This is a genomic window from Algorimicrobium bowmanii, from assembly GCF_054031195.1.
Genome location: NZ_CM132929.1, coordinates 1,614,515 through 1,636,760, shown reverse-complemented (window position 1 = coordinate 1,636,760; position 22,246 = coordinate 1,614,515). Strand labels below are relative to the sequence as shown.

General features: G+C 34.5%; 12 protein-coding genes and 1 other RNA gene. 8 read left to right on the top strand and 5 right to left on the bottom strand.

Annotated elements, in window-relative coordinates; all coding sequences use genetic code 11:
- The first annotated feature begins 121 nt into the window (after nt 1-121).
- The 3 genes from ACW5R3_RS07230 to ACW5R3_RS07220 are packed head-to-tail and all read left to right on the top strand — an operon-like array spanning nt 122 to nt 2,221.
- The gene (locus tag ACW5R3_RS07230) at nt 122-862 is read left to right on the top strand and encodes a hypothetical protein (protein WP_456576336.1); all 741 of its coding nucleotides are present in this window, start codon (nt 122-124) and stop codon (nt 860-862) included.
- Nucleotides 846-1,667 (top strand): DUF3822 family protein, encoded by an 822-nt coding sequence (locus ACW5R3_RS07225; RefSeq protein WP_456576335.1) that lies wholly within the window; start codon nt 846-848, stop codon nt 1,665-1,667. Before ACW5R3_RS07230 ends, ACW5R3_RS07225 begins: the two co-directional genes overlap by 17 nt.
- Entirely contained in the window at nt 1,667-2,221 is a 555-nt protein-coding gene (locus ACW5R3_RS07220; protein WP_456576334.1) for an RsmD family RNA methyltransferase, read from the top strand. Before ACW5R3_RS07225 ends, ACW5R3_RS07220 begins: the two co-directional genes overlap by 1 nt.
- Nucleotides 2,222-2,255: 34 nt before the next feature.
- Here ACW5R3_RS07220 and rnpB read toward each other — a convergent pair.
- Nucleotides 2,256-2,568, bottom strand: an RNA gene (gene rnpB, locus ACW5R3_RS07215) — RNase P RNA component class A.
- 204 nt (nt 2,569-2,772) lie between these two features.
- Here rnpB and dnaX point away from each other — a divergent pair.
- Genes dnaX through miaE form a run of 3 tightly spaced genes read left to right on the top strand, consistent with a single transcriptional unit; the run spans nt 2,773 to nt 5,655 of the window.
- On the top strand, nt 2,773-4,491 hold the full coding sequence (dnaX, locus tag ACW5R3_RS07210; RefSeq protein ID WP_456576333.1) for a DNA polymerase III subunit gamma/tau: 1,719 nt from the start codon (nt 2,773-2,775) through the stop codon (nt 4,489-4,491).
- 3 nt (nt 4,492-4,494) lie between these two features.
- Complete coding sequence (locus tag ACW5R3_RS07205) at nt 4,495-5,070, top strand: hypothetical protein (protein ID WP_456576332.1); 576 nt, start codon at nt 4,495-4,497, stop codon at nt 5,068-5,070.
- Between the two features lie 3 nt (nt 5,071-5,073).
- Entirely contained in the window at nt 5,074-5,655 is a 582-nt protein-coding gene (miaE, locus tag ACW5R3_RS07200; RefSeq protein WP_456576331.1) for a tRNA isopentenyl-2-thiomethyl-A-37 hydroxylase MiaE, read from the top strand.
- A gap of 72 nt (nt 5,656-5,727) precedes the next feature.
- Here miaE and ACW5R3_RS07195 read toward each other — a convergent pair whose 3' ends face one another.
- The 4 genes from ACW5R3_RS07195 to ACW5R3_RS07180 all read right to left on the bottom strand — a co-directional run bounded on the left by ACW5R3_RS07195 (nt 5,728) and on the right by ACW5R3_RS07180 (nt 9,898).
- The gene (locus ACW5R3_RS07195) at nt 5,728-6,258 is read right to left on the bottom strand and encodes a porin family protein (protein ID WP_456576330.1); all 531 of its coding nucleotides are present in this window, start codon (nt 6,256-6,258) and stop codon (nt 5,728-5,730) included.
- Nucleotides 6,259-6,361: 103 nt separating this feature from the next.
- Nucleotides 6,362-7,267: a Ppx/GppA phosphatase family protein gene (locus ACW5R3_RS07190; RefSeq protein WP_456576329.1), complete on the bottom strand. Its 906-nt coding sequence runs from the start codon at nt 7,265-7,267 to the stop codon at nt 6,362-6,364.
- Between the two features lies 1 nt (nt 7,268).
- Entirely contained in the window at nt 7,269-9,329 is a 2,061-nt protein-coding gene (gene ppk1 / locus ACW5R3_RS07185; RefSeq protein WP_456576328.1) for a polyphosphate kinase 1, read from the bottom strand.
- Between the two features lie 80 nt (nt 9,330-9,409).
- On the bottom strand, nt 9,410-9,898 hold the full coding sequence (locus ACW5R3_RS07180) for a SixA phosphatase family protein (protein WP_456576327.1): 489 nt from the start codon (nt 9,896-9,898) through the stop codon (nt 9,410-9,412).
- 465 nt (nt 9,899-10,363) lie between these two features.
- Here ACW5R3_RS07180 and ACW5R3_RS07175 point away from each other — a divergent pair, with 465 nt between their 5' ends.
- On the top strand, nt 10,364-10,870 hold the full coding sequence (locus ACW5R3_RS07175) for a hypothetical protein (RefSeq protein WP_456576326.1): 507 nt from the start codon (nt 10,364-10,366) through the stop codon (nt 10,868-10,870).
- Between the two features lie 29 nt (nt 10,871-10,899).
- Nucleotides 10,900-22,236, top strand: coding sequence for an HYR-like domain-containing protein (locus ACW5R3_RS07170; RefSeq protein ID WP_456576325.1), 11,337 nt, complete (start codon nt 10,900-10,902; stop codon nt 22,234-22,236).
- Nucleotides 22,237-22,246: the final 10 nt, after the last annotated feature.

The following is a 22,246-nucleotide window of genomic DNA, read 5'->3' as shown; positions in this document are numbered from 1 at the left end:
AAGCGGGAATGTTTTTAAATTTTTAAGCAAAGATAACAATGATTTTTACCCTCATTGGCTTTTACGATTAAAAAAAAATTGTAGATTTGCGTACAACCTTAATTCATTTTAATTAAAAACTATGTTAACAATAATTTTAATAGTAGTTGCAGTTATTCTACTAACCATTGGTTTAGTATGGCTTGTAGACAAGTTTATACCTGCAAAATTTAAACCGGTTTTAATTGTATTACTTTGGGTACTAATTGGCTTTTTGGGTTATCAAACATTTATGTCTGTTTATAAACCAATCCAATTCAACAACGTTAAAAACAAGCGTTATGCACAAGTAATCAATCGGTTAATAGACATTCGTGATGCACAATTAGCTCACCGTCAAGTAACGGGCGTATTTGCACCAAATTTTGAAAACTTATTAAAGTTTATTGACACAGCGCAATATACAATAACGCAACGTCGTGATACTTTAGTTATAGATGAAGAACTAACTAAGCGTTATGGTGGTGTTGAAACTAAAAAAGATAGTACAATTATCGATACTTTAAACTTTGTACCTGTTAAGGACTCATTATTCCGTAACTCTACACGTTACAGAGAAATGATGAATGTACCAGTAGGAAAAGAAGGTGCTAAATTTGAAATGAACGCTGGTTTATTAGAGCAGGATGCTGTTAAAATTCCTGTTTTTGAAGCTTTTGTTAAAAAGGAAGTTATCCTTTTTGACCAAGATAAAGATTTATTATCACAAGAAAATGAAGTAATATCTGTTGATGGCGTTAATGGTGATGCTATTCGCGTAGGATCAATGTCTGAAGTTAATACCACAGGAAACTGGCCTAAAACTTATGGCGATAACGAATAATAAAAATTCTATTATTAGTACAAAGAACTTGTCCATTCAAATTAGTTTGAATGGACTTTCTTTTTGTATACTGAATACAGAAAGTAATGCGGTTGAATATTTAAAAAATAGACCTACCCAAAAACGAGAAACACCATATAAAATTCTCGACCTACTAATTGAGTGCTTTGAATCTGATGAGCAACTACAAGAACCGTTTCAGAATATTCAAGTTATTCATGAAAACGAATTAGCAACCTTAGTTCCAGAAGCTTTATTTCAAGAAGCTAATCTAGCCGATTATTTAAAGTTTAATTCTAAAATTTTACGCTCAGACTTTATTAGTTTTGATAGAATTGAAGAAAATAACTCAGTAGCTGTTTACGTACCTTATGTAAATATCAATAATTATATTTATGAACAGTTTGGTACCTTCTCGTACCGCCATTTTTCTACTATTTTAATAGACCAGTTATTAAAACAAGAAATAGGTGAAACAGACACTAAAATGTATGTTCATGTAGAGAAATCGCACTTTGAAATAGTTGTTATTAAAGCCTCTAAACTCCTACTCTATAACAGTTACGAGTATACATCAAAAGAAGATTTTATATATTATATTTTATACACGGCAGAACAATTAGATTTAGACCCTAATAGTTTTCCTCTGTTATTTATGGGGCAGGTTTCAGAAAATGACGAACTTCATAGTATAGCATACAAATATATCAGGCATGTACGATTTGCTAATCGAAAAGACTCCTATTTATATTTGCAAAAACCAGAAAGCAATCATGCTTTCTTCACTTTAATTCATAGTTTATAATGCGTATAGTTTCAGGTTTATTTAAAGGACGTAGAATTACTGCTCCTAAAAAACTTCCCGTTAGGCCAACAACCGATATGGCTAAAGAGGCCTTATTTAATATTTTGAACAACCAATACTACTTTGATTCTGTATCCGTATTAGACTTGTTTTCTGGAACAGGAAACATTAGTTATGAATTTGCTTCTCGTGGAACAGAAAACATTACAGCTGTTGATGAAAACTTTGGATGTATCAAATTTATTAATGAAACATCACAAGGTTTTGAAATGCCAATTGATACAATAAAGAGTGATGTATTTAAGTATTTAGAAAATTGCAATAAACAATTCACTATTATTTTTGCTGATCCTCCTTATGAATTCCCTTTAGAAGAATTTAGTAAAATTCCTGAGTTAGTATTTAAAAATAATTTGCTTGAAACACAAGGCTTGCTAATTGTTGAACATTCAAAACATACATCCTTAGCACATCTAGAAAATTATAGCCATTCTAAAAGTTACGGAGGAAATGTTTTTAGTTTTTTCCAATTACCAACCGACACAGACGAATAAAAAACAAAGCTCCTTGAAACCAAGGAGCTTGTTTATTTTAAGTAAATCTATAAGCCGAATTCTGTACTTTTAAAACTAAAAGCCCTTATCATTTATCTGGATGCATTGTTACCAATACACTCTAGCTGCCTACCCTCCAACAATCGCACGTGCCGCACTCAAACGTTGGTATACATGACATTGCACCATATAGAGTTTACCTGGTTTCACTACAGCATAACCTGTACATACTTTCTGTTGCACTTTTCCTAACCTCACGGCTGGTGGCTGTTAACCACTATATTTGCACTATGGTGTTCGGACTTTCCTAACCAAAGCTAGTTTGGTTCGATAAGGCAATTTACTTAGCTGCAAAGTTACAATACTATTATATTATATGGTGAATAAAAGGTTGTGAAATTATATTAAAAAAAAAGACCTGATTTTAATGAATTAATGTTAATAACTCATTACAATTTTAACAAGCAAATCTTCCAATTACAAATGGAATTTTTAACTTTGTTATCTGCTTATATTATATAACTATAATACGCAAAATAAAAATCATATCAATGGAACACTTTGTAGTATCGGCGCGCAAATACAGACCACAAACGTTTAAAGACGTTGTTGGTCAGCAAGCTATTACAAATACGTTATTAAACGCCATTGAAAACAACCATTTAGCTCAAGGTTTATTATTTACTGGACCACGAGGCGTTGGTAAAACTACCTGTGCTCGTATTCTTGCTAAAATGATAAACAGCGATGGTACTGAAAAAGAAGATGAAGATTTTGCTTTTAATATTTTTGAACTTGATGCCGCCTCTAATAACTCGGTAGATGATATTAGAAACTTAACAGATCAAGTTCGTATTCCACCACAAGTTGGAAAATATAAAGTATATATCATTGACGAGGTTCATATGCTTTCTCAAGCAGCTTTTAATGCTTTTTTAAAAACATTAGAAGAGCCGCCTAAGCATTGTATTTTTATTTTAGCTACTACCGAAAAACATAAAATTATACCAACCATATTATCGCGTTGTCAGATTTTTGATTTTAAACGTATTACAGTTACTGATGCGAAAGAATATTTAAAATATATAGCTGAAGAACAAGGTATAATTGCAGAAGATGACGCACTACATATTATTGCTCAAAAAGCAGATGGAGCCATGCGTGATGCGCTTTCTATTTTTGATCGTGTAGTTAGTTTTTCCGGTAAGAACCTAACACGCCAAGCAGTAACAGAAAATTTAAATGTATTAGATTACGAAACCTATTTTAAAAGTACCGATCTAATATTAGAAAATAAAATCCCTGAGCTATTACTACAATTCAATAGCATCTTAACAAAAGGATTTGATGGCCATCATTACATTGCTGGTTTGGCATCGCATTTTAGGGATTTACTGGTTTGCCAAAACCCAAGCACAATAGAACTTCTTGAAGTTGGGGAAGAAACTCAGAAAAAATATTTTGAACAATCCCAAAAAACGAAACAAGATTTCCTCTTTAAGGGTATCGAGTTAGCTAACGATTGTGACTTAAAATATAAAACTAGCAAAAATCAACGACTCCTCGTTGAACTATGCCTAATGCAGCTTGCCTCTATCACTTTCGATGGAGAAAAAAAAAATTCTAAACACTTTATAATCCCTCCTAGTTATTTTAAGAAAATTGGCATAAAACCAATTCCTATAAAAAACCAGGTAGTTACATCTGAAGCAAGTCCCAAAACAGCGTCAACTGTACAAGCTGTTAATACACAAACCAAGGCTCAACCAGAAAAGAAAGAATTACCTAAATTATCTATACATTCTAAAAACCGAAGTACTTCAGGGTTATCCTTAAAAAGTATTCGTGCTAAAAAAGAACATCAAATCCGCCAAATGGATGTGGTTGTTGATGAAACAGACCTTCCTAAAGAGGCTTTTACCGAGGAACAATTAGTAAATGTCTGGAATGTATACGTTAAAGAATTAGAAGCTACTGGGAAGTTTAATTTAGCTTCTATTCTATCTATAGACATCCCTAAAGTAAAAGGAACGGCTATACAATTAGAATTTCCGAATGCAACTAATAAATTAGAAGTAGAAAGAGAACAATACGACTTACTTAACTACATCAGGAAAGAATTAAGCAATTACGATATTCATTTAGACATTACAATTAATGAACAAATGGAGAAAAAATATGCATATACTTCCGAAGAACAGTTTGAAAAACTTAAAGCTAAAAATCCATCGGTTGAACTTTTAAAGAAAACCTTCGGATTAGATTTTTAACCTATGAAATATCTTAACGTTTTCATTTTATTAATAGTAACCATTTGCTTTTCGGCTTGTGATGGACGAGATCGCTTACAAAAATCACCACAAGATATTTTAAAAGAAACAAAGTTATTAGATTCGTTTTCTACAAACACACAATTTATTCCTGAAACATATACTGAAGTTGATATAGATACCTTATTATCTAATGGCTATTATATCAAAACAAAAATATTTTCAGACATGAATAATACTGTTATAGATAGTGTTAAAACAGATTCTATAACACAAAAAACTCATCATAGAGAGTTTTTATGCAACTTAATCGTTTATAAAAATGATAAAGAAATTGTAAATAAAACCATCAACAAATCTTTCTTCACCCAATATTTTAATGACGATACGATATCTCTTAAAAAGATGATTTTACAAGCTGTTAACGTTAATCAATCGTCTGAATTCGTAGATGATGATACCAATAACGCTTCTATTATATTTTCGTACGCTGATATAAACAACAAAGAACAAAAACAGCAATACCTACTACAAATACAGTTAAACGGTGAGTTAAAAGTCTCCCATTTAGAAAATTAAACTATGTTAGGACTAAAATTACCAACAGACCCTAGATGGGTAAATATTGTAGAAAAAAATATTGAAGATATTTTAACTGATCATGCATACTGCGAACAAAAAGCAGCAAGTACTGCCATTTCACTTATAGTGGGTTTCCCTGAGTATACTGAATTGGTACAAGAAATGATTGCATTAGTTAAAGAAGAAATTAGCCATTTTAAAATGGTTCATGATCGGATTCTAGCTCAAGGTTGGACCTTAGGTCGCGATCGTAAAGATGCCTATGTATTAAAGCTTATTACCTTCTTCCCAAAAGGAGGAAGCCGCACAACACAATTAGTACACAGATTGTTATATGCTGCATTAATTGAAGCTAGAAGTTGTGAACGTTTTCGTTTATTATCTGAAGAACTAGAAGATAAAGACTTAGCTGAGTTTTACAGAAAACTTATGGTAAGTGAAGCCAACCATTACACCATGTTTTTAGGTTTTGCCAGACAATATGGTGACCGTGAAACGGTAGATAAAAAGTGGCAGGATTTATTAGATTTTGAAGCAGAAATAATGAAAGACTTAAGTAAAACAGAAACCATTCATGGGTAAACATAAAAAAACTCCAACACGTTATGTGAAGGAGTTTTTTAGAAATACAATTGGTTAGTTAGTATTTATATGTTAGAACTTAACACCTAGTGTTACCTGTACTGCTCTATTTCTAGCTTCTAGGTCTGAATCTGGGTTATCAAGTAAATCATTAAAACCATAGTGGTATCTAGCGTCAATAAAGAACTCATCAGTAATCATAAATTCAATACCTCCGGCTGCTGCATAATTGAAATTGTTAAAGCCATCTTCATATTCATGAATTTTAACACCTACCATTGGACCTGCTCCTATAGCAAAACGGCTCCCTAAACGGTATTTAAACATTACCGGTACCTGAATAAAATCTACACGTAATGTTCTGTGCTTACGACCTTCTGCTGAATATTGAATTTCAGGAGCAATAGCAAAAGAATCTGATAAATCATATTCTGCAAAAAATCCGATAGCAAAACCATATCTTTCTGCTGGATCATAGCTTAAATCTGGGTCATAGCTTAAATTAGAACTGTTCATACCAACACGCATACCATATGATGCATTTTGTGCATATGATACACTTGCGATTATAACAAAAGCCAATAAGAGTAATTGTTTTTTCATGGTTATTATAGTTTAAATCTTAAAAAATTGATTTTAATTAGTTTATGCGAATATAATTTATTTTGTTAAATATAATATAATAAAAAGACAAACTACTTACTTTTTACTGTGTATTACTCGAAACTGTATCATAATATATGCTTTTTATAATACCGTCTGCCAAACCTATTTTGGGCACATAAATATCTTTAGCACCACTCCATTTCATAGCAGATAGATAAATTCGTGTTGCAGGTATAATAACATCAGCACGATCATGATTTAAATCTAATTCTGATATGCGCTCTTCATAAGAGTACGTTTGTAATTTATCATAATAAGAAGTTAGATAAAAATAGGTTAACGGTTTCCCCATAGATTTTCCGGAAATCTTAAAAATTTTATTAATATTTCCACCGGTACCTAGCACATCTATTTTATCAAAAGTTCCTGTATTAGTTTTTATCCACTTCTCTAATTCAAGCCAGTTTTCATTTTTAACAACATCATTTAAGAGTCTCACAGTTCCTATTTTAAAGGATTTAGACGCTATGTATTTTCCGTTATGAATAACTGTAAATTCTGAACTTCCCCCACCAACATCTACATATAAATAGGTTTTATTAGGATCTATAAAAGTATTTAAATCGGTTTCAGCAATTATAGCTGCTTCCTCTTTACCATCTATAATGTCTATTTTAATATTTGTATCTTCTAATACTTTATTTGACATAATGGTACCATTACTTGCCTCACGCATTGCAGAGGTTGCACAAGCTTTATACTTTACAACGTTATGCGATTTCATGAGCAGCTTAAAAGCTTGCATGGTATCTAACAAGCGTTCACTATTATGCTTAGATATTTTTCCTTTTAAAAAAACATCTGCCCCTAAACGAATTGGTACACGTACCAAAGAGCTTTTTTTAAAACGTGGAGCTTTACCTTTTTCTTCAATTATATTTGATATTAGCAATCGTACCGCGTTAGAACCGATATCAATTGCTGCATATTTTTTAATGGTTAGCATGCTAACTGTTTAATTTATTTAAATAATACTCGTAGATGGCAAACTGTGCACGCACTACAGGTGGTTTTCTTTTTTTATATTGATTGTTTTGTGTTTCATTTAAAACACGAGCTTTTACATTAGCACTCCAAAAAATAGCAAAATTATCTAATAATTCTTGTTTGATATCTTCATCATAAATTGGACAGCTAACTTCAACTCTATTTTCTATGTTTCTAGTCATTAAGTCGGCAGAAGAAATATAAATTTGTGCATCATCATCCGGTCCAAAAATATATAAACGGGAATGCTCTAAAAATTTATCTACAATACTGATAACTTCAATATTCTCACTCATATCTGGTACACCTGGAATTAAACAGCAAATACCCCTTACAACCATCTGAATTTTCACCCCTGCTCTACTAGCTTCATAAAGTTTGTCTACCATTTTGTAACTAGATAGACTATTCATTTTAAACCGTATTTGTGCAGGTTTTCCTAAAGTTGCATTTACAATTTGAGCATTTATAAGTCTATAAAGTGCTTTTTCGGTGTAATGCGGTGATGTAATGATATGTTTATATCGGTAAATCTTATAATTAGTTTCAAAAAAATTAAAGACTTTATTAACGTCTTTCAATACTTTCTGATTGGCAGTAAACAACGTATAATCGGTATAAATTTTAGCTGTAGATTCGTTAAAGTTTCCCGTACTAATAAATCCATAACGTTTTAATTTATTCCCTTCTTCTCGTTCAATAACACATATTTTACTATGCACTTTTAAGCCCTGTACGCCAAAAATTAATGCAACGCCTTCATTCTGCATTTGCTGAGCATAATCAATATTAGCTTGCTCATCAAAACGTGCTTGAATTTCTATAGAAACAATTACTTTTTTACCATTTTTAGCGGCATTTATAAGAGAACTAGCTACATGTGATATTTGTGCTAATCTATATATAGTAATTTTTATAGTACTAACTTTAGGGTCTAAAGCTGCCTCTCGTAAAAACTTAACTATATATGAAAATGTATGGTATGGTGTGTGGATAAGAAAATCTTTAAACTCTATAGATTTAAAAATACTTTCCTGAAAACTAAGCCCTTTAACAGGTAATGCTTCAATTTTATTATATAATAAATCTGTCCGGCCTAAACTTGGAAACCCCATATAGTCACGACGGTTATGATAACGACCCCCAGGTATTTTACTATCTGTAGATTCGATATTCATTTTTTTCATTAAAAAACTTAACGTTTCTTGATCAATGGTTTTATCATACACAAACCTAACAGGTTCACCTATTTGACGATCCTTAACACTATCGGATATTTTTTCCATAAAACTTTTACTCAAATCACTCTCTAAGTCCAATTCTCCATCTCGAGTAATCTTGATCATGTGAGCAGATATGGTATCGTATTCAAAAATATTAAAAATTTCGTCTAAGCAATAGCGTAGCAAATCGTCTAACATTATAATGTAGCTTTTACCATCTTGCTCAGGTAAAACCACAAATCTATCCATTGATTTAGAAATTTCAATTAATCCATACTGATTATCTCCATTTTTTAAACCCAATGTTACAGCTAAATAAGCCGCACTGTCTTTTAAGTTAGGCAACTCTAGTGTCTCACTTAATATAATAGTAACTAATGCTGGACTTACTTTTTGTAGGTAATAGTTTTTTATAAAATTATGTTGTGAAGGCTGAATTTGGGTTTCATTTATAATGTATATATCTTCAGCTTCTAATTTTTTATGAATTTTACTAAGTATCTCCAAACTATCACTTTGTTGTTTTATTACAATTTGCGTAATAATATCTAATAGCTCATTTGCTTTTATACCTCCTAATTCACTTTTCCCACCTTTACCGGCTTCAACAATACGTTTTACCGTAGCGTAACGCACTTTAAAAAATTCATCTAAATTATTTGAAAAAATCCCTAGAAAACGAAGTCTCTCAATTAGAGGAACTGTTTCATCATCAGCCTCTTGAAGAACACGATCATTAAACTGAAGCCAGCTAACCTCTCTATTAATATAACGATTTTCTGTTTGTTTTTTTATCATTTAATTTATTTACTTGTACTACAAATATATTGTATTTAACGAATTCTAAACTATTTTTAATTTATATAAATTGTTATTTTTTATGTTTTTAATGCCTTCGGAAAAATAACGGTCTCTGTTTTTCCTTGAGTAATTCCACGCCAAGAATCTTCTTTAAAAATTATACTAACAAAACCACAGGTTGGAACATTATCAATAATTTTATCTCCATATGTGTTTGCAACATTAGTTATAGCTCCATTATGTCCAAATACCATTAAATGATTAACAGTATCCGAACAGTTTTTTATATTATACAACAAATGCGCTCCAGAAAAATCATATAATTCATGGTTATAATGACAAATTTCTCTCGGAATATTTAAATTCTTAATAAATATTTCGGCAGTAGTTTGAGCCCTAGTTGCAGGGCTAGAAATAACTAAATCAGGTGAAAAATTAGTTTCCTTTACATGTTTAGAAACAAGGTTTGCATCATTTTCACCACGTAAGCTGAGAGGTCTCTGATAATCAGGCAGTTTCAGCTTCCATGATGATTTAGCATGTCGTACAATAGTTAGTTTTTTCATTTTTATCGATTAAATACATTTTATACCGTTAAAGTGTTGTTAAAATCAGTTTATTACACTAAATTAGCAACTATAATAAAATTATCACAGCTATTAACCAACCCAAATTACAAGAAAAAATGAACCTACAAAACCTCTTCATTTAATATTTACATGTAAGGTAATAATTAGAAAAAAACGACATCGATTAATTATAACTAATTACCGATTAAGTGTTAACGAGTATCCTTTAAACGAATTTTTAAGTTAATTAACATTTTTTTTTGATTTCATCCTGTTATCCTATTTTATTTGCACTGTAAGCTATTAAATCAATTATGAACCCAAATTCAATTCAGCATGTTAGCATGCAATTCCCTCTGCATTATTTTGGCAAAATAAATCATTATTAAAATATAATGATCTTCTTGGTTGATATGATTTTATAGCTTTTTAAAAAAGTTAAAAATTTATATATCATTTATTATGAAAGTTAAAATAAACAATAACCTAGCTTCTTTTGTTATAGCTAGCCTCTTATGTCTGTTCTCTTCTGAAAACACTTTTGCTCAAAATAATATTCAGCAAATTTTTGACAACAGCTCACCAAGCAGTACATCACGTTCGGCTGTTATAACACCAGATAACTTATTGCATGGCAACAACCCTACTATATATGTAGAGAATTCTAGAGTAATAAATGTTACCGGTGATACCAGTCCTAAAGTCTTAAAACTTCTTGATGGGAATTCAAATAGCATTTTACTAGAAAGCAATAACCAATATAGAACAGTTGAAATAATTACAATAACAATAAATCAACTTTCTGATTTAAATAACCGAATAGATTTAAATGCTTTAAACAGTTTTCCATCATTACGTTACGTTTATGTAAAAAGTAAATTTGATTGTACTGATCAACAAATTCAAAATTTCATAACAAATAGTAGTTCGGTTACAACTGTTTTTTATAAAGTTTTAAGCCAGTCCTAAATAAATTATAATAATTAATCATTATACAGATGAAAAAATTATACACCACACTAAGTTCAGTGAATATTAATTTCTTACAATTCGTTTTGGTATTTAGTATACTATTCTGTGCTAGTTTTAATAGTTACGGGCAAGTTCGTGTGCCATTTGAACCTAGAACCTCAGATTTTTCACCAACAAAAACAGTATATAATGTAAAGGGAGATTTTACAATGATAGGTAACTCTAATCTTACATTAGTTAATTACGGATCTAACGAAGATAATAGTAATGAAGACATGCGTTTAGTTGATATTGATGGTGATAATAGCACATCAAACTCATCGTCTTCAACATTAAGTTTCTCTACAGAAAATGGCGCTACACCTGAGTGTTCCAATATTATTTACGCAGGTTTATATTGGACAGGTAGAAACAACGACAACTCTTCAGATGTTCAACGTAGAACCGTTAAATTTAAAGGCCCAGGACAGACTTATACGACTTTAGTGGCCGATACTGATGATATTCGTTACCCAGGAGACAGAACCATGTTTGCTGGATATAAAGAAGTAACTAGTTTAGTTAAGGACGGTGGATTAGGTGATTATTTTGTTGCCGATATTGCACTTTCTGCCGGTGATGGTGGTTCAACCGGTTATTATGGCGGTTGGGGAATGGTTGTTGTTTATGAAAATTCTAAAATGAATTGGCGTGACATTACTGTATTTGATGGTTATGCATATGTTCAAGGTTCTACAGTAATAAGTCACACATTAGATGTTTCTGGTTTTAATGCTGTACAAAATGGTGATGTAAACATCAAACTTGGTATGATGGCTGGTGAAGGTGATGTTGGTATTTCTGGTGATTATTTCCAAATTAGAAGACAGTCTGATAACACATATCAAAGTTTATCACATTCAGGAAATTCAACGTCAAATTTCTTCAACTCTTCAATTCAAACAGGTGGCAATACAAGAAGTCCTAACAGAACAAATAATACAGGTTTGGATATTGCCATGTTTGATGTACCTAATCCTAATAACTCTATAATTGATAATAATCAAACAAGTACACGATTTAGATATGGCTCTACTCAAGACACTTACATTATATTTAATGTAACATTTGCTGTAGATGCATATGTCCCTGAAACAGAAGGCTTATTAGCTGCATCTAATATTAATGGACAACCAGCAGGATCTACACTTGTAGTCGAACCTGGAGAAAGTATAGAGTATAGTGTTGAAATTAGAAATAAAGGAACAGAAGCTATTGACGATGGTAGACTTGTAATACCTATTCCGTATACATCAGAATTTGTAGTAGGAAGCCTAACTTACAACGCTTACAATTCTAATTTCACACAATCAGCACCATACTTTGATGTTAATGAAGGACCAACAGGTTCAATTGTTTGGGATTTAGGGACTATCCCATTACCTGATACAATTAATGATCTATTAGCCGATATTTCTTTTGAACTTACATGTACAACAGATTGTTCCATATTAGTTAATGATAATTGTACACCTAAAATTGTAATAGTTGGTGGTAATATTTCAGGTACAGGGCAAGTTTCTGAAACCGAATATTCACTCCCTCTAATTCAAGGTTATCAAGAAAATGGTAGCTGTCAAGGTGAGCCTAATACAGATCCTATTGAAGTTGATATCAATTCTGAACAGTATATCATTGATAATTGTACAAATGTTTCTCTTGAAAGAGAGTTCTTTTATTGTGATTTTGATGGTAATACAATTCCTGTTTCTGAAATTTCTGGAAATTTCCCTCCTGGTTCAAGATTCTATGATTCATACCCTATTACAGATTCTTCTGTTGAATACACAACAACCAATCCTTTCCCTGCAACTGTTGGTAGTACAACATATTATGCTATTCCTCAACAAAGTACAGGTTGTAGTTATATTTTTACAATTACAATAAATGATATACCTACCGTACCAACCTTTGATAATCCTATTTATTGTATTAATGAAACAGCTAGCCCATTAACTGCTACAACTACAGATCCGGATTATATTTTAATGTATTACCCTGATAACTTAGATGCAACACCAGGGCAATTAACAATTACTCCATCAACTTCAACTGTTGGAACCTTCACTTATTATGTTGCAGAAGGCCCTAGTACTACCTGTTTAGGAGATAGAGCACCTATTACGGTAACTGTTGTTGATGAAATAGTTATAACTGAAACATTAACTCCTACAACCTGTAGCACTGAAAATTCTGGAGAAATTTCGTTAGCTGTTACTGGAGGATCTGGTAGTTATACATTCTCTTGGGATGATTCAGCTAATTCTACTACGCAGAATATTTCTGATTTATCAGCAGGTACTTATACGGTAACCGTTAGTGATTCTAATACAGGTTGTGAAACTACAGGAATCTATGAAATATTAGTAGAAGATGATGTAGATCCAATATTATCAGCTCCAAATGATTTTTCAATTGAAAATTGTAATACAGATGATATTACAGCAGGTGATTTTACTTCTTTAGATTTCAATGAGACAATTACAACAATTACTGAGGCACAATTTTTAGCTGAAGGAGGCACTTTTACAGAAGATAATGTAGCCTCTATTACTTATCAAGATGTTGTTTCTGGTAGTTGTTCAATTGTTGTGACTAGAACTTTTACAATAACTGATAACTGTAATGCTACAGCTTCAGATAGTCAAACGATTACAATCAACACTCCACCTTTAGCTATTAACGAACCTGATGGATCAAATACAGTTAATTGTCTTTCAGAAGCTGATGATAGCTTTACGCTTCCTCAAATAACTGATGCTTGTGGTAACTCACTAACACCTTCCGAAGCTGTTATAACAGACTCTCCTAGTACTATAACATGTGAAGGAACTCGAACTTATACATACACCTATACCGATTGTAATAATAATCAAGACACTTGGACCTATAGTTATACCATTGAATATATAGACTTCGAACCTATCACAGCTACAACTGATACTGCTGATTGTTATGCTAATATTGTAGTACCAACACCTCCTACCGTGTTAGATAACTGTGGAAACACATTAACACCTACAGGACCTGTGGAATCTACAACACCTGAGTGTGAAGGTGATGTAACTTACACATGGACATATACTGACTGTGCCAATAACACACAAGATTATGTGCATACGGTTACTATTGAAGTTGAGAACTTCGAACCTATCACAGCTACAACTGATACTGCTGATTGTTACGCAAATATTGTAGTACCAACACCGCCTACTGTGTTAGATAACTGTGGAAACACATTAACACCTACAGGACCTGTTGAATCTACAACACCTGAGTGTGAAGGTGATGTAACTTACACATGGACATATACTGACTGTGCCAATAACACACAAGACTATGTGCATACGGTTACTATTGAAGTTGAAAACTTCGAACCTATCACAGCTACAACTGATACTGCTGATTGTTATGCTAATATTGTAGTACCAACACCGCCTACTGTGTTAGATAACTGTGGAAACACATTAACACCTACCGGACCTGTTGAATCAAGTACGCCAGACTGTGAAGGTGATGTAACTTACACATGGACATATACTGACTGTGCCAATAACACACAAGACTATGTACATACGGTTACTATCGAGGTTGAAAACTTCGAGCCTATCACAGCTACAACTGATACTGCTGATTGTTATGCTAATATTGTAGTACCAACACCTCCTACCGTGTTAGATAACTGTGGAAACACATTAACTCCTACTGGACCTGTTGAATCAAGTACGCCTGAGTGTGAAGGTGATGTAACTTACACATGGACATATACTGACTGTGCTAATAACACACAAGACTATGTACATACAGTTACTATTGAAGTTGAAAACTTCCAGCCTATCACAGCTACAACTGATACTGCTGATTGTTACGCAAATATTGTAGTGCCAACACCTCCTACCGTGTTAGATAACTGTGGAAACACATTAACACCTACTGGACCTGTTGAATCTACAACGCCTGAGTGTGAAGGTGATGTAACTTACACATGGACATATACTGACTGTGCCAATAACACTCAAGATTATGTGCACACCGTTACTATCGAAGTTGAACCATTTACCATTAACGAACCTAACGGAAATGAAACTGTTGCTTGTGCTTCACTTGCTACAGAACCAACGCCTCCTACCGTATTAGATAACTGTGGGAATACTTTAACGCCTACTGGACCTGTACAAGGTGGTAGTTTCGATCAATGTGAAGGTACTATTTCTTACACGTGGACATATACTGATTGTGCTAACCAAACTTTAGAATGGTCATACACATATAATGTTCAATTAGAATCTATTCAGCTTCCGCAAAATCAAGAATCACAAGTTGCTTGTGCTGATGATGCCGATGCTAACCTTATAAACCCGCCTGTTATAAACGATAGCTGTGGTTCTCCTATAACACCTATAGGGCCAACTCAAGGTGGTACATACGATGGATGTCAAGGAACTATTACTTATACATACACATACCCTAGCTGTCAAGGAACTAACAATGACTGGGTTTACACTTATAATGTAGTAAGCGAAAACTTCGAGCCTATTGCTGCTACAACTGATACTGCTGATTGTTACGCAAATATTGTAGTACCAACACCGCCTACTGTGTTAGACAACTGTGGAAACACATTAACACCTACTGGACCTGTTGAATCTACAACACCTGAGTGTGAAGGTGATGTAACTTACACATGGACATATACTGACTGTGCCAATAACACACAAGACTATGTGCATACAGTTACTATTGAAGTTGAAAACTTCGAGCCTATCACAGCTACAACTGATACTGCTGATTGTTATGCTAATATTGTAGTACCAACACCTCCTACGGTGTTAGATAACTGTGGAAACACATTAACACCTGCAGGACCTGTTGAATCAACTACGCCAGACTGTGAAGGTGAAGTAACTTACACATGGACATATACTGACTGTGCCAATAACACACAAGATTATGTGCATACGGTTACTATTGAAGTTGAACCATTTACCATTAACGAACCTAACGGAAATGAAACTGTTGCTTGTGCTTCACTTGCTACAGAACCAACGCCTCCTACCGTATTAGATAACTGTGGGAATACTTTAACGCCTACTGGACCTGTACAAGGTGGTAGTTTCGATCAATGTGAAGGTACTATTTCTTACACGTGGACATATACTGATTGTGCTAACCAAACTTTAGAATGGTCATACACATATAATGTTCAATTAGAATCTATTCAGCTTCCGCAAAATCAAGAATCACAAGTTGCTTGTGCTGATGATGCCGATGCTAACCTTATAAACCCGCCTGTTATAAACGATAGCTGTGGTTCTCCTATAACACCTATAGGGCCAACTCAAGGTGGTACATACGATGGATGTCAAGGAACTATTACTTATACATACACATACCCTAGCTGTCAAGGAACTAACAATGACTGGGTTTACACTTATAATGTAGTAAGCGAAAACTTCGAGCCTATTGCTGCTACAACTGATACTGCTGATTGTTACGCAAATATTGTAGTACCAACACCGCCTACTGTGTTAGACAACTGTGGAAACACATTAACACCTACTGGACCTGTTGAATCAAGTACACCTGAGTGTGAAGGTGATGTAACTTACACATGGACATATACTGACTGTGCCAATAACACACAAGACTATGTGCACACCGTTACTATTGAAGTTGAAAACTTCGAGCCTATCACAGCTACAACTGATACTGCTGATTGTTATGCTAATATTGTAGTACCAACACCTCCTACGGTGTTAGATAACTGTGGAAACACATTAACACCTGCAGGACCTGTTGAATCAACTACGCCAGACTGTGAAGGTGAAGTAACTTACACATGGACATATACTGACTGTGCCAATAACACACAAGATTATGTGCATACGGTTACTATTGAAGTTGAAAACTTCCAGCCTATCACAGCTACAACTGATACTGCTGATTGTTATGCTAATATTGTAGTACCAACACCGCCTACTGTGTTAGATAACTGTGGAAACACATTAACACCTACTGGACCTGTTGAATCAAGTACACCTGAGTGTGAAGGTGATGTAACTTATACATGGACATACACTGACTGTGCCAATAACACACAAGACTATGTACATACGGTTACTATCGAGGTTGAAAACTTCGAGCCTATCACAGCTACAACTGATACTGCTGATTGTTATGCAAATATTGTAGTGCCAACACCGCCTACTGTGTTAGATAACTGTGGAAACACATTAACACCTACTGGACCTGTTGAATCTACAACGCCTGAGTGTGAAGGTGATGTAACTTACACATGGACATACACTGACTGTGCGAATAATACACAAGATTATGTACATACGGTTACTATCGAAGTTGAACCATTTACCATTAACGAACCTAACGGAAATGAAACTGTTGCTTGTGCTTCACTTGCTACAGAACCAACGCCTCCTACCGTATTAGATAACTGTGGGAATACTTTAACGCCTACTGGACCTGTACAAGGTGGTAGTTTCGATCAATGTGAAGGTACTATTTCTTACACGTGGACATATACTGATTGTGCTAACCAAACTTTAGAATGGTCATACACATATAATGTTCAATTAGAATCTATTCAGCTTCCGCAAAATCAAGAATCACAAGTTGCTTGTGCTGATGATGCCGATGCTAACCTTATAAACCCGCCTGTTATAAACGATAGCTGTGGTTCTCCTATAACACCTATAGGGCCAACTCAAGGTGGTACATACGATGGATGTCAAGGAACTATTACTTATACATACACATACCCTAGCTGTCAAGGAACTAACAATGACTGGGTTTACACTTATAATGTAGTAAGCGAAAACTTCGAGCCTATTGCTGCTACAACTGATACTGCTGATTGTTATGCAAATATTGTAGTACCAACACCGCCTACTGTGTTAGATAACTGTGGAAACACATTAACACCTACTGGACCTGTTGAATCAAGTACACCTGAGTGTGAAGGTGATGTAACTTACACATGGACATATACTGACTGTGCCAATAACACACAAGACTATGTGCATACAGTTACTATTGAAGTTGAAAACTTCGAGCCTATCACAGCTACAACTGATACTGCTGATTGTTATGCAAATATTGTAGTACCAACACCTCCTACTGTGTTAGACAACTGTGGAAACACATTAACTCCTACAGGACCTGTTGAATCAAGTACGCCAGACTGTGAAGGCGAAGTAACTTACACATGGACATATACTGACTGTGCCAATAACACTCAAGATTATGTACACACCGTTACTATCGAAGTTGAAGACTTCGAGCCTATTGCTGCTACAGCAGATACTGCTGATTGTTATGCAAATATTGTAGTACCAACACCTCCTACGGTGTTAGATAACTGTGGAAACACATTAACACCTACCGGACCTGTTGAATCAAGTACGCCAGACTGTGAAGGTGAAGTAACTTACACATGGACATATACTGACTGTGCTAATAACACACAAGACTATGTACATACAGTTACTATTGAAGTTGAGAACTTCCAGCCTATCACAGCTACAACTGATACTGCTGATTGTTATGCTAATATTGTAGTACCAACACCGCCTACTGTGTTAGATAACTGTGGAAACACATTAACTCCTACTGGACCTGTTGAATCAAGTACACCTGAGTGTGAAGGTGATGTAACTTATACATGGACATACACTGACTGTGCCAATAACACACAAGACTATGTACATACGGTTACTATCGAGGTTGAAAACTTCGAGCCTATCACAGCTACAACTGATACTGCTGATTGTTATGCAAATATTGTAGTGCCAACACCGCCTACTGTGTTAGATAACTGTGGAAACACATTAACACCTACTGGACCTGTTGAATCAACTACGCCAGACTGTGAAGGTGAAGTAACTTACACATGGACATATACTGACTGTGCCAATAACACACAAGATTATGTGCATACGGTTACTATTGAAGTTGAAAACTTCCAGCCTATCACAGCTACAACTGATACTGCTGATTGTTATGCTAATATTGTAGTACCAACACCGCCTACTGTGTTAGATAACTGTGGAAACACATTAACACCTACTGGACCTGTTGAATCAAGTACACCTGAGTGTGAAGGTGATGTAACTTATACATGGACATACACTGACTGTGCCAATAACACACAAGACTATGTGCATACAGTTACTATTGAAGTTGAAAACTTCGAGCCTATCACAGCTACAACTGATACTGCTGATTGTTATGCAAATATTGTAGTACCAACACCTCCTACTGTGTTAGACAACTGTGGAAACACATTAACTCCTACAGGACCTGTTGAATCAAGTACGCCAGACTGTGAAGGCGAAGTAACTTACACATGGACATATACTGACTGTGCCAATAACACTCAAGATTATGTACACACCGTTACTATCGAAGTTGAAGACTTCGAGCCTATTGCTGCTACAGCAGATACTGCTGATTGTTATGCAAATATTGTAGTACCAACACCTCCTACGGTGTTAGATAACTGTGGAAACACATTAACACCTACCGGACCTGTTGAATCAAGTACGCCAGACTGTGAAGGTGAAGTAACTTACACATGGACATATACTGACTGTGCTAATAACACACAAGACTATGTACATACAGTTACTATTGAAGTTGAGAACTTCCAGCCTATCACAGCTACAACTGATACTGCTGATTGTTATGCTAATATTGTAGTACCAACACCGCCTACTGTGTTAGATAACTGTGGAAACACATTAACTCCTACTGGACCTGTTGAATCAAGTACACCTGAGTGTGAAGGTGATGTAACTTATACATGGACATACACTGACTGTGCCAATAACACACAAGACTATGTACATACGGTTACTATCGAGGTTGAAAACTTCGAGCCTATCACAGCTACAACTGATACTGCTGATTGTTATGCAAATATTGTAGTGCCAACACCGCCTACTGTGTTAGATAACTGTGGAAACACATTAACACCTACTGGACCTGTTGAATCTACAACGCCTGAGTGTGAAGGTGATGTAACTTACACATGGACATACACTGACTGTGCGAATAATACACAAGATTATGTACATACGGTTACTATCGAAGTTGAACCATTTACCATTAACGAACCTAACGGAAATGAAACTGTTGCTTGTGCTTCACTTGCTACAGAACCAACGCCTCCTACCGTATTAGATAACTGTGGGAATACTTTAACGCCTACTGGACCTGTACAAGGTGGTAGTTTCGATCAATGTGAAGGTACTATTTCTTACACGTGGACATATACTGATTGTGCTAACCAAACTTTAGAATGGTCATACACATATAATGTTCAATTAGAATCTATTCAGCTTCCGCAAAATCAAGAATCACAAGTTGCTTGTGCTGATGATGCCGATCCTAGCCTTATAAACCCGCCTGTTATAAACGATAGCTGTGGTTCTCCTATAACACCTATAGGGCCAACTCAAGGTGGTACATACGATGGATGTCAAGGAACTATTACTTATACATACACATACCCTAGCTGTCAAGGAACTAACAATGACTGGGTTTATACTTATAATGTAGTAAGCGAAAACTTCGAACCTATCACAGCTACAACTGATACTGCTGATTGTTATGCTAATATTGTAGTACCAACACCGCCTACTGTGTTAGATAACTGTGGAAACACATTAACACCTACAGGACCTGTTGAATCAAGTACACCTGAGTGTGAAGGTGATGTAACTTACACATGGACATATACTGACTGTGCCAATAACACACAAGATTATGTGCATACGGTTACTATTGAAGTTGAAAACTTCCAGCCTATCACAGCTACAACTGATACTGCTGATTGTTATGCAAATATTGTAGTACCAACACCGCCTACTGTGTTAGATAACTGTGGAAACACATTAACACCTACGGGACCTGTTGAATCTACAACGCCTGAGTGTGAAGGTGATGTAACTTACACATGGACATATACTGACTGTGCCAATAACACACAAGAGTATGTACATACAGTTACTATTGAAGTTGAAGCATTTAGCTTACCTGATAACGTTACAAATAGCGTGTCTTGTGTTAGTGATGCACAGGAAGTTCCAACACCACCGGTTGTTACTGATAACTGTGGAAATGAAATCATACCTAATGCCCCAATTGTAAGTGCTGATCCGGGATGTTCAGGTGATAAAACATATACATGGACATATACCGATTGCGCAGGGAATTCAGAAGATTGGGTATACACTTATTCTATCAATGATGATATCGCACCAGAAGCTCCTATTGCACCAGCTGATATAACATTACAATGTATCACAGATTTACCAGCTAGTATTACTTTAACTGCTACTGATAATTGTGCAGGTGACATAGTTGTATCTCCAATTGATACTATTAATGATAATGACCCATGTAATGTAATAATTACACGTACTTGGAATTTTACTGATAGTTGTAACAATACAACGTCAGTTTCTCAAATAATTACAGTAAATGATACGACTGCTCCTACTGTAACAAATGATCTTTCTGATATATTTGTGAGTTGTAGTACTATCCCTGAAGTTCCTGAATTAATTTTTGATGACTGTTCAAATAACGTAACCATTGTAAGTTTCGATGAAACAAATACATCTGACGGATCTGAAACTGATTACGAAATTATTTGGAATTGGACGATTGTTGATTCTTGTGGAAATGAAGCTCAGTTAAGTCAAGCTGTATATGTAACTAATGAGAATACAATAATAAATGAAAGTGATGACCACTGTATTGATGATGGTGTTATTGACTTATTCGATTATTATAATGGTAATAATATGTCCGGAACTTGGATTTCTGTTACACAAAACACCACTTTAGTAGATGGAGAATTCGATCCAGCAAATGTTGAATTAGGTGATTATATTTTTGAATACTCTGTAATGGAAGACGGATGTACAACTACAACACGTGTTACAATTACGATTAACAATGATTGTGTTGTATTATTCCCTGATCAAGGTTCAGAATCTTGCTCAAGAGATAGCATCTTAGTTTCAACCGCGATAACACCAAATGGTGATCAATATAATGAGTACTTTGAGGTAGAAAGTGATAATTCTTGTAATTACTCATTTGATATTCAAGTATTCAATAGATGGGGAGCAATCGTTTATAAAGCGAATAACTATCAAAATAACTGGAATGGCTCCGCTCATAAATCATCAGTTGGAGGTGCTGATAAGGTGCCAAATGGAACATATTATTATATTATTAATGTCAGAAATAGTGGATTTAAACCTCTAACAGGATACTTCTACGTAGGAACCAAATAAATCTTTAACC

Excerpts from the sequence above, each read along its gene's own strand:
- ACW5R3_RS07190 (WP_456576329.1), bottom strand. The coding sequence starts at position 7,267 with ATGCTAACCATTAAAAAATATGCAGCAATTGATATCGGTTCTAACGCG.
- ACW5R3_RS07225 (WP_456576335.1), top strand. The coding sequence starts at position 846 with ATGGCGATAACGAATAATAAAAATTCTATTATTAGTACAAAGAACTTG.
- dnaX (WP_456576333.1), top strand. The coding sequence starts at position 2,773 with ATGGAACACTTTGTAGTATCGGCGCGCAAATACAGACCACAAACGTTT.
- ACW5R3_RS07220 (WP_456576334.1), top strand. The coding sequence starts at position 1,667 with ATGCGTATAGTTTCAGGTTTATTTAAAGGACGTAGAATTACTGCTCCT.
- ACW5R3_RS07180 (WP_456576327.1), bottom strand. The coding sequence starts at position 9,898 with ATGAAAAAACTAACTATTGTACGACATGCTAAATCATCATGGAAGCTG.
- ACW5R3_RS07230 (WP_456576336.1), top strand. The coding sequence starts at position 122 with ATGTTAACAATAATTTTAATAGTAGTTGCAGTTATTCTACTAACCATT.
- ACW5R3_RS07175 (WP_456576326.1), top strand. The coding sequence starts at position 10,364 with ATGAAAGTTAAAATAAACAATAACCTAGCTTCTTTTGTTATAGCTAGC.
- ACW5R3_RS07205 (WP_456576332.1), top strand. The coding sequence starts at position 4,495 with ATGAAATATCTTAACGTTTTCATTTTATTAATAGTAACCATTTGCTTT.
- ACW5R3_RS07170 (WP_456576325.1), top strand. The coding sequence starts at position 10,900 with ATGAAAAAATTATACACCACACTAAGTTCAGTGAATATTAATTTCTTA.
- ppk1 (WP_456576328.1), bottom strand. The coding sequence starts at position 9,329 with ATGATAAAAAAACAAACAGAAAATCGTTATATTAATAGAGAGGTTAGC.
- miaE (WP_456576331.1), top strand. The coding sequence starts at position 5,074 with ATGTTAGGACTAAAATTACCAACAGACCCTAGATGGGTAAATATTGTA.
- ACW5R3_RS07195 (WP_456576330.1), bottom strand. The coding sequence starts at position 6,258 with ATGAAAAAACAATTACTCTTATTGGCTTTTGTTATAATCGCAAGTGTA.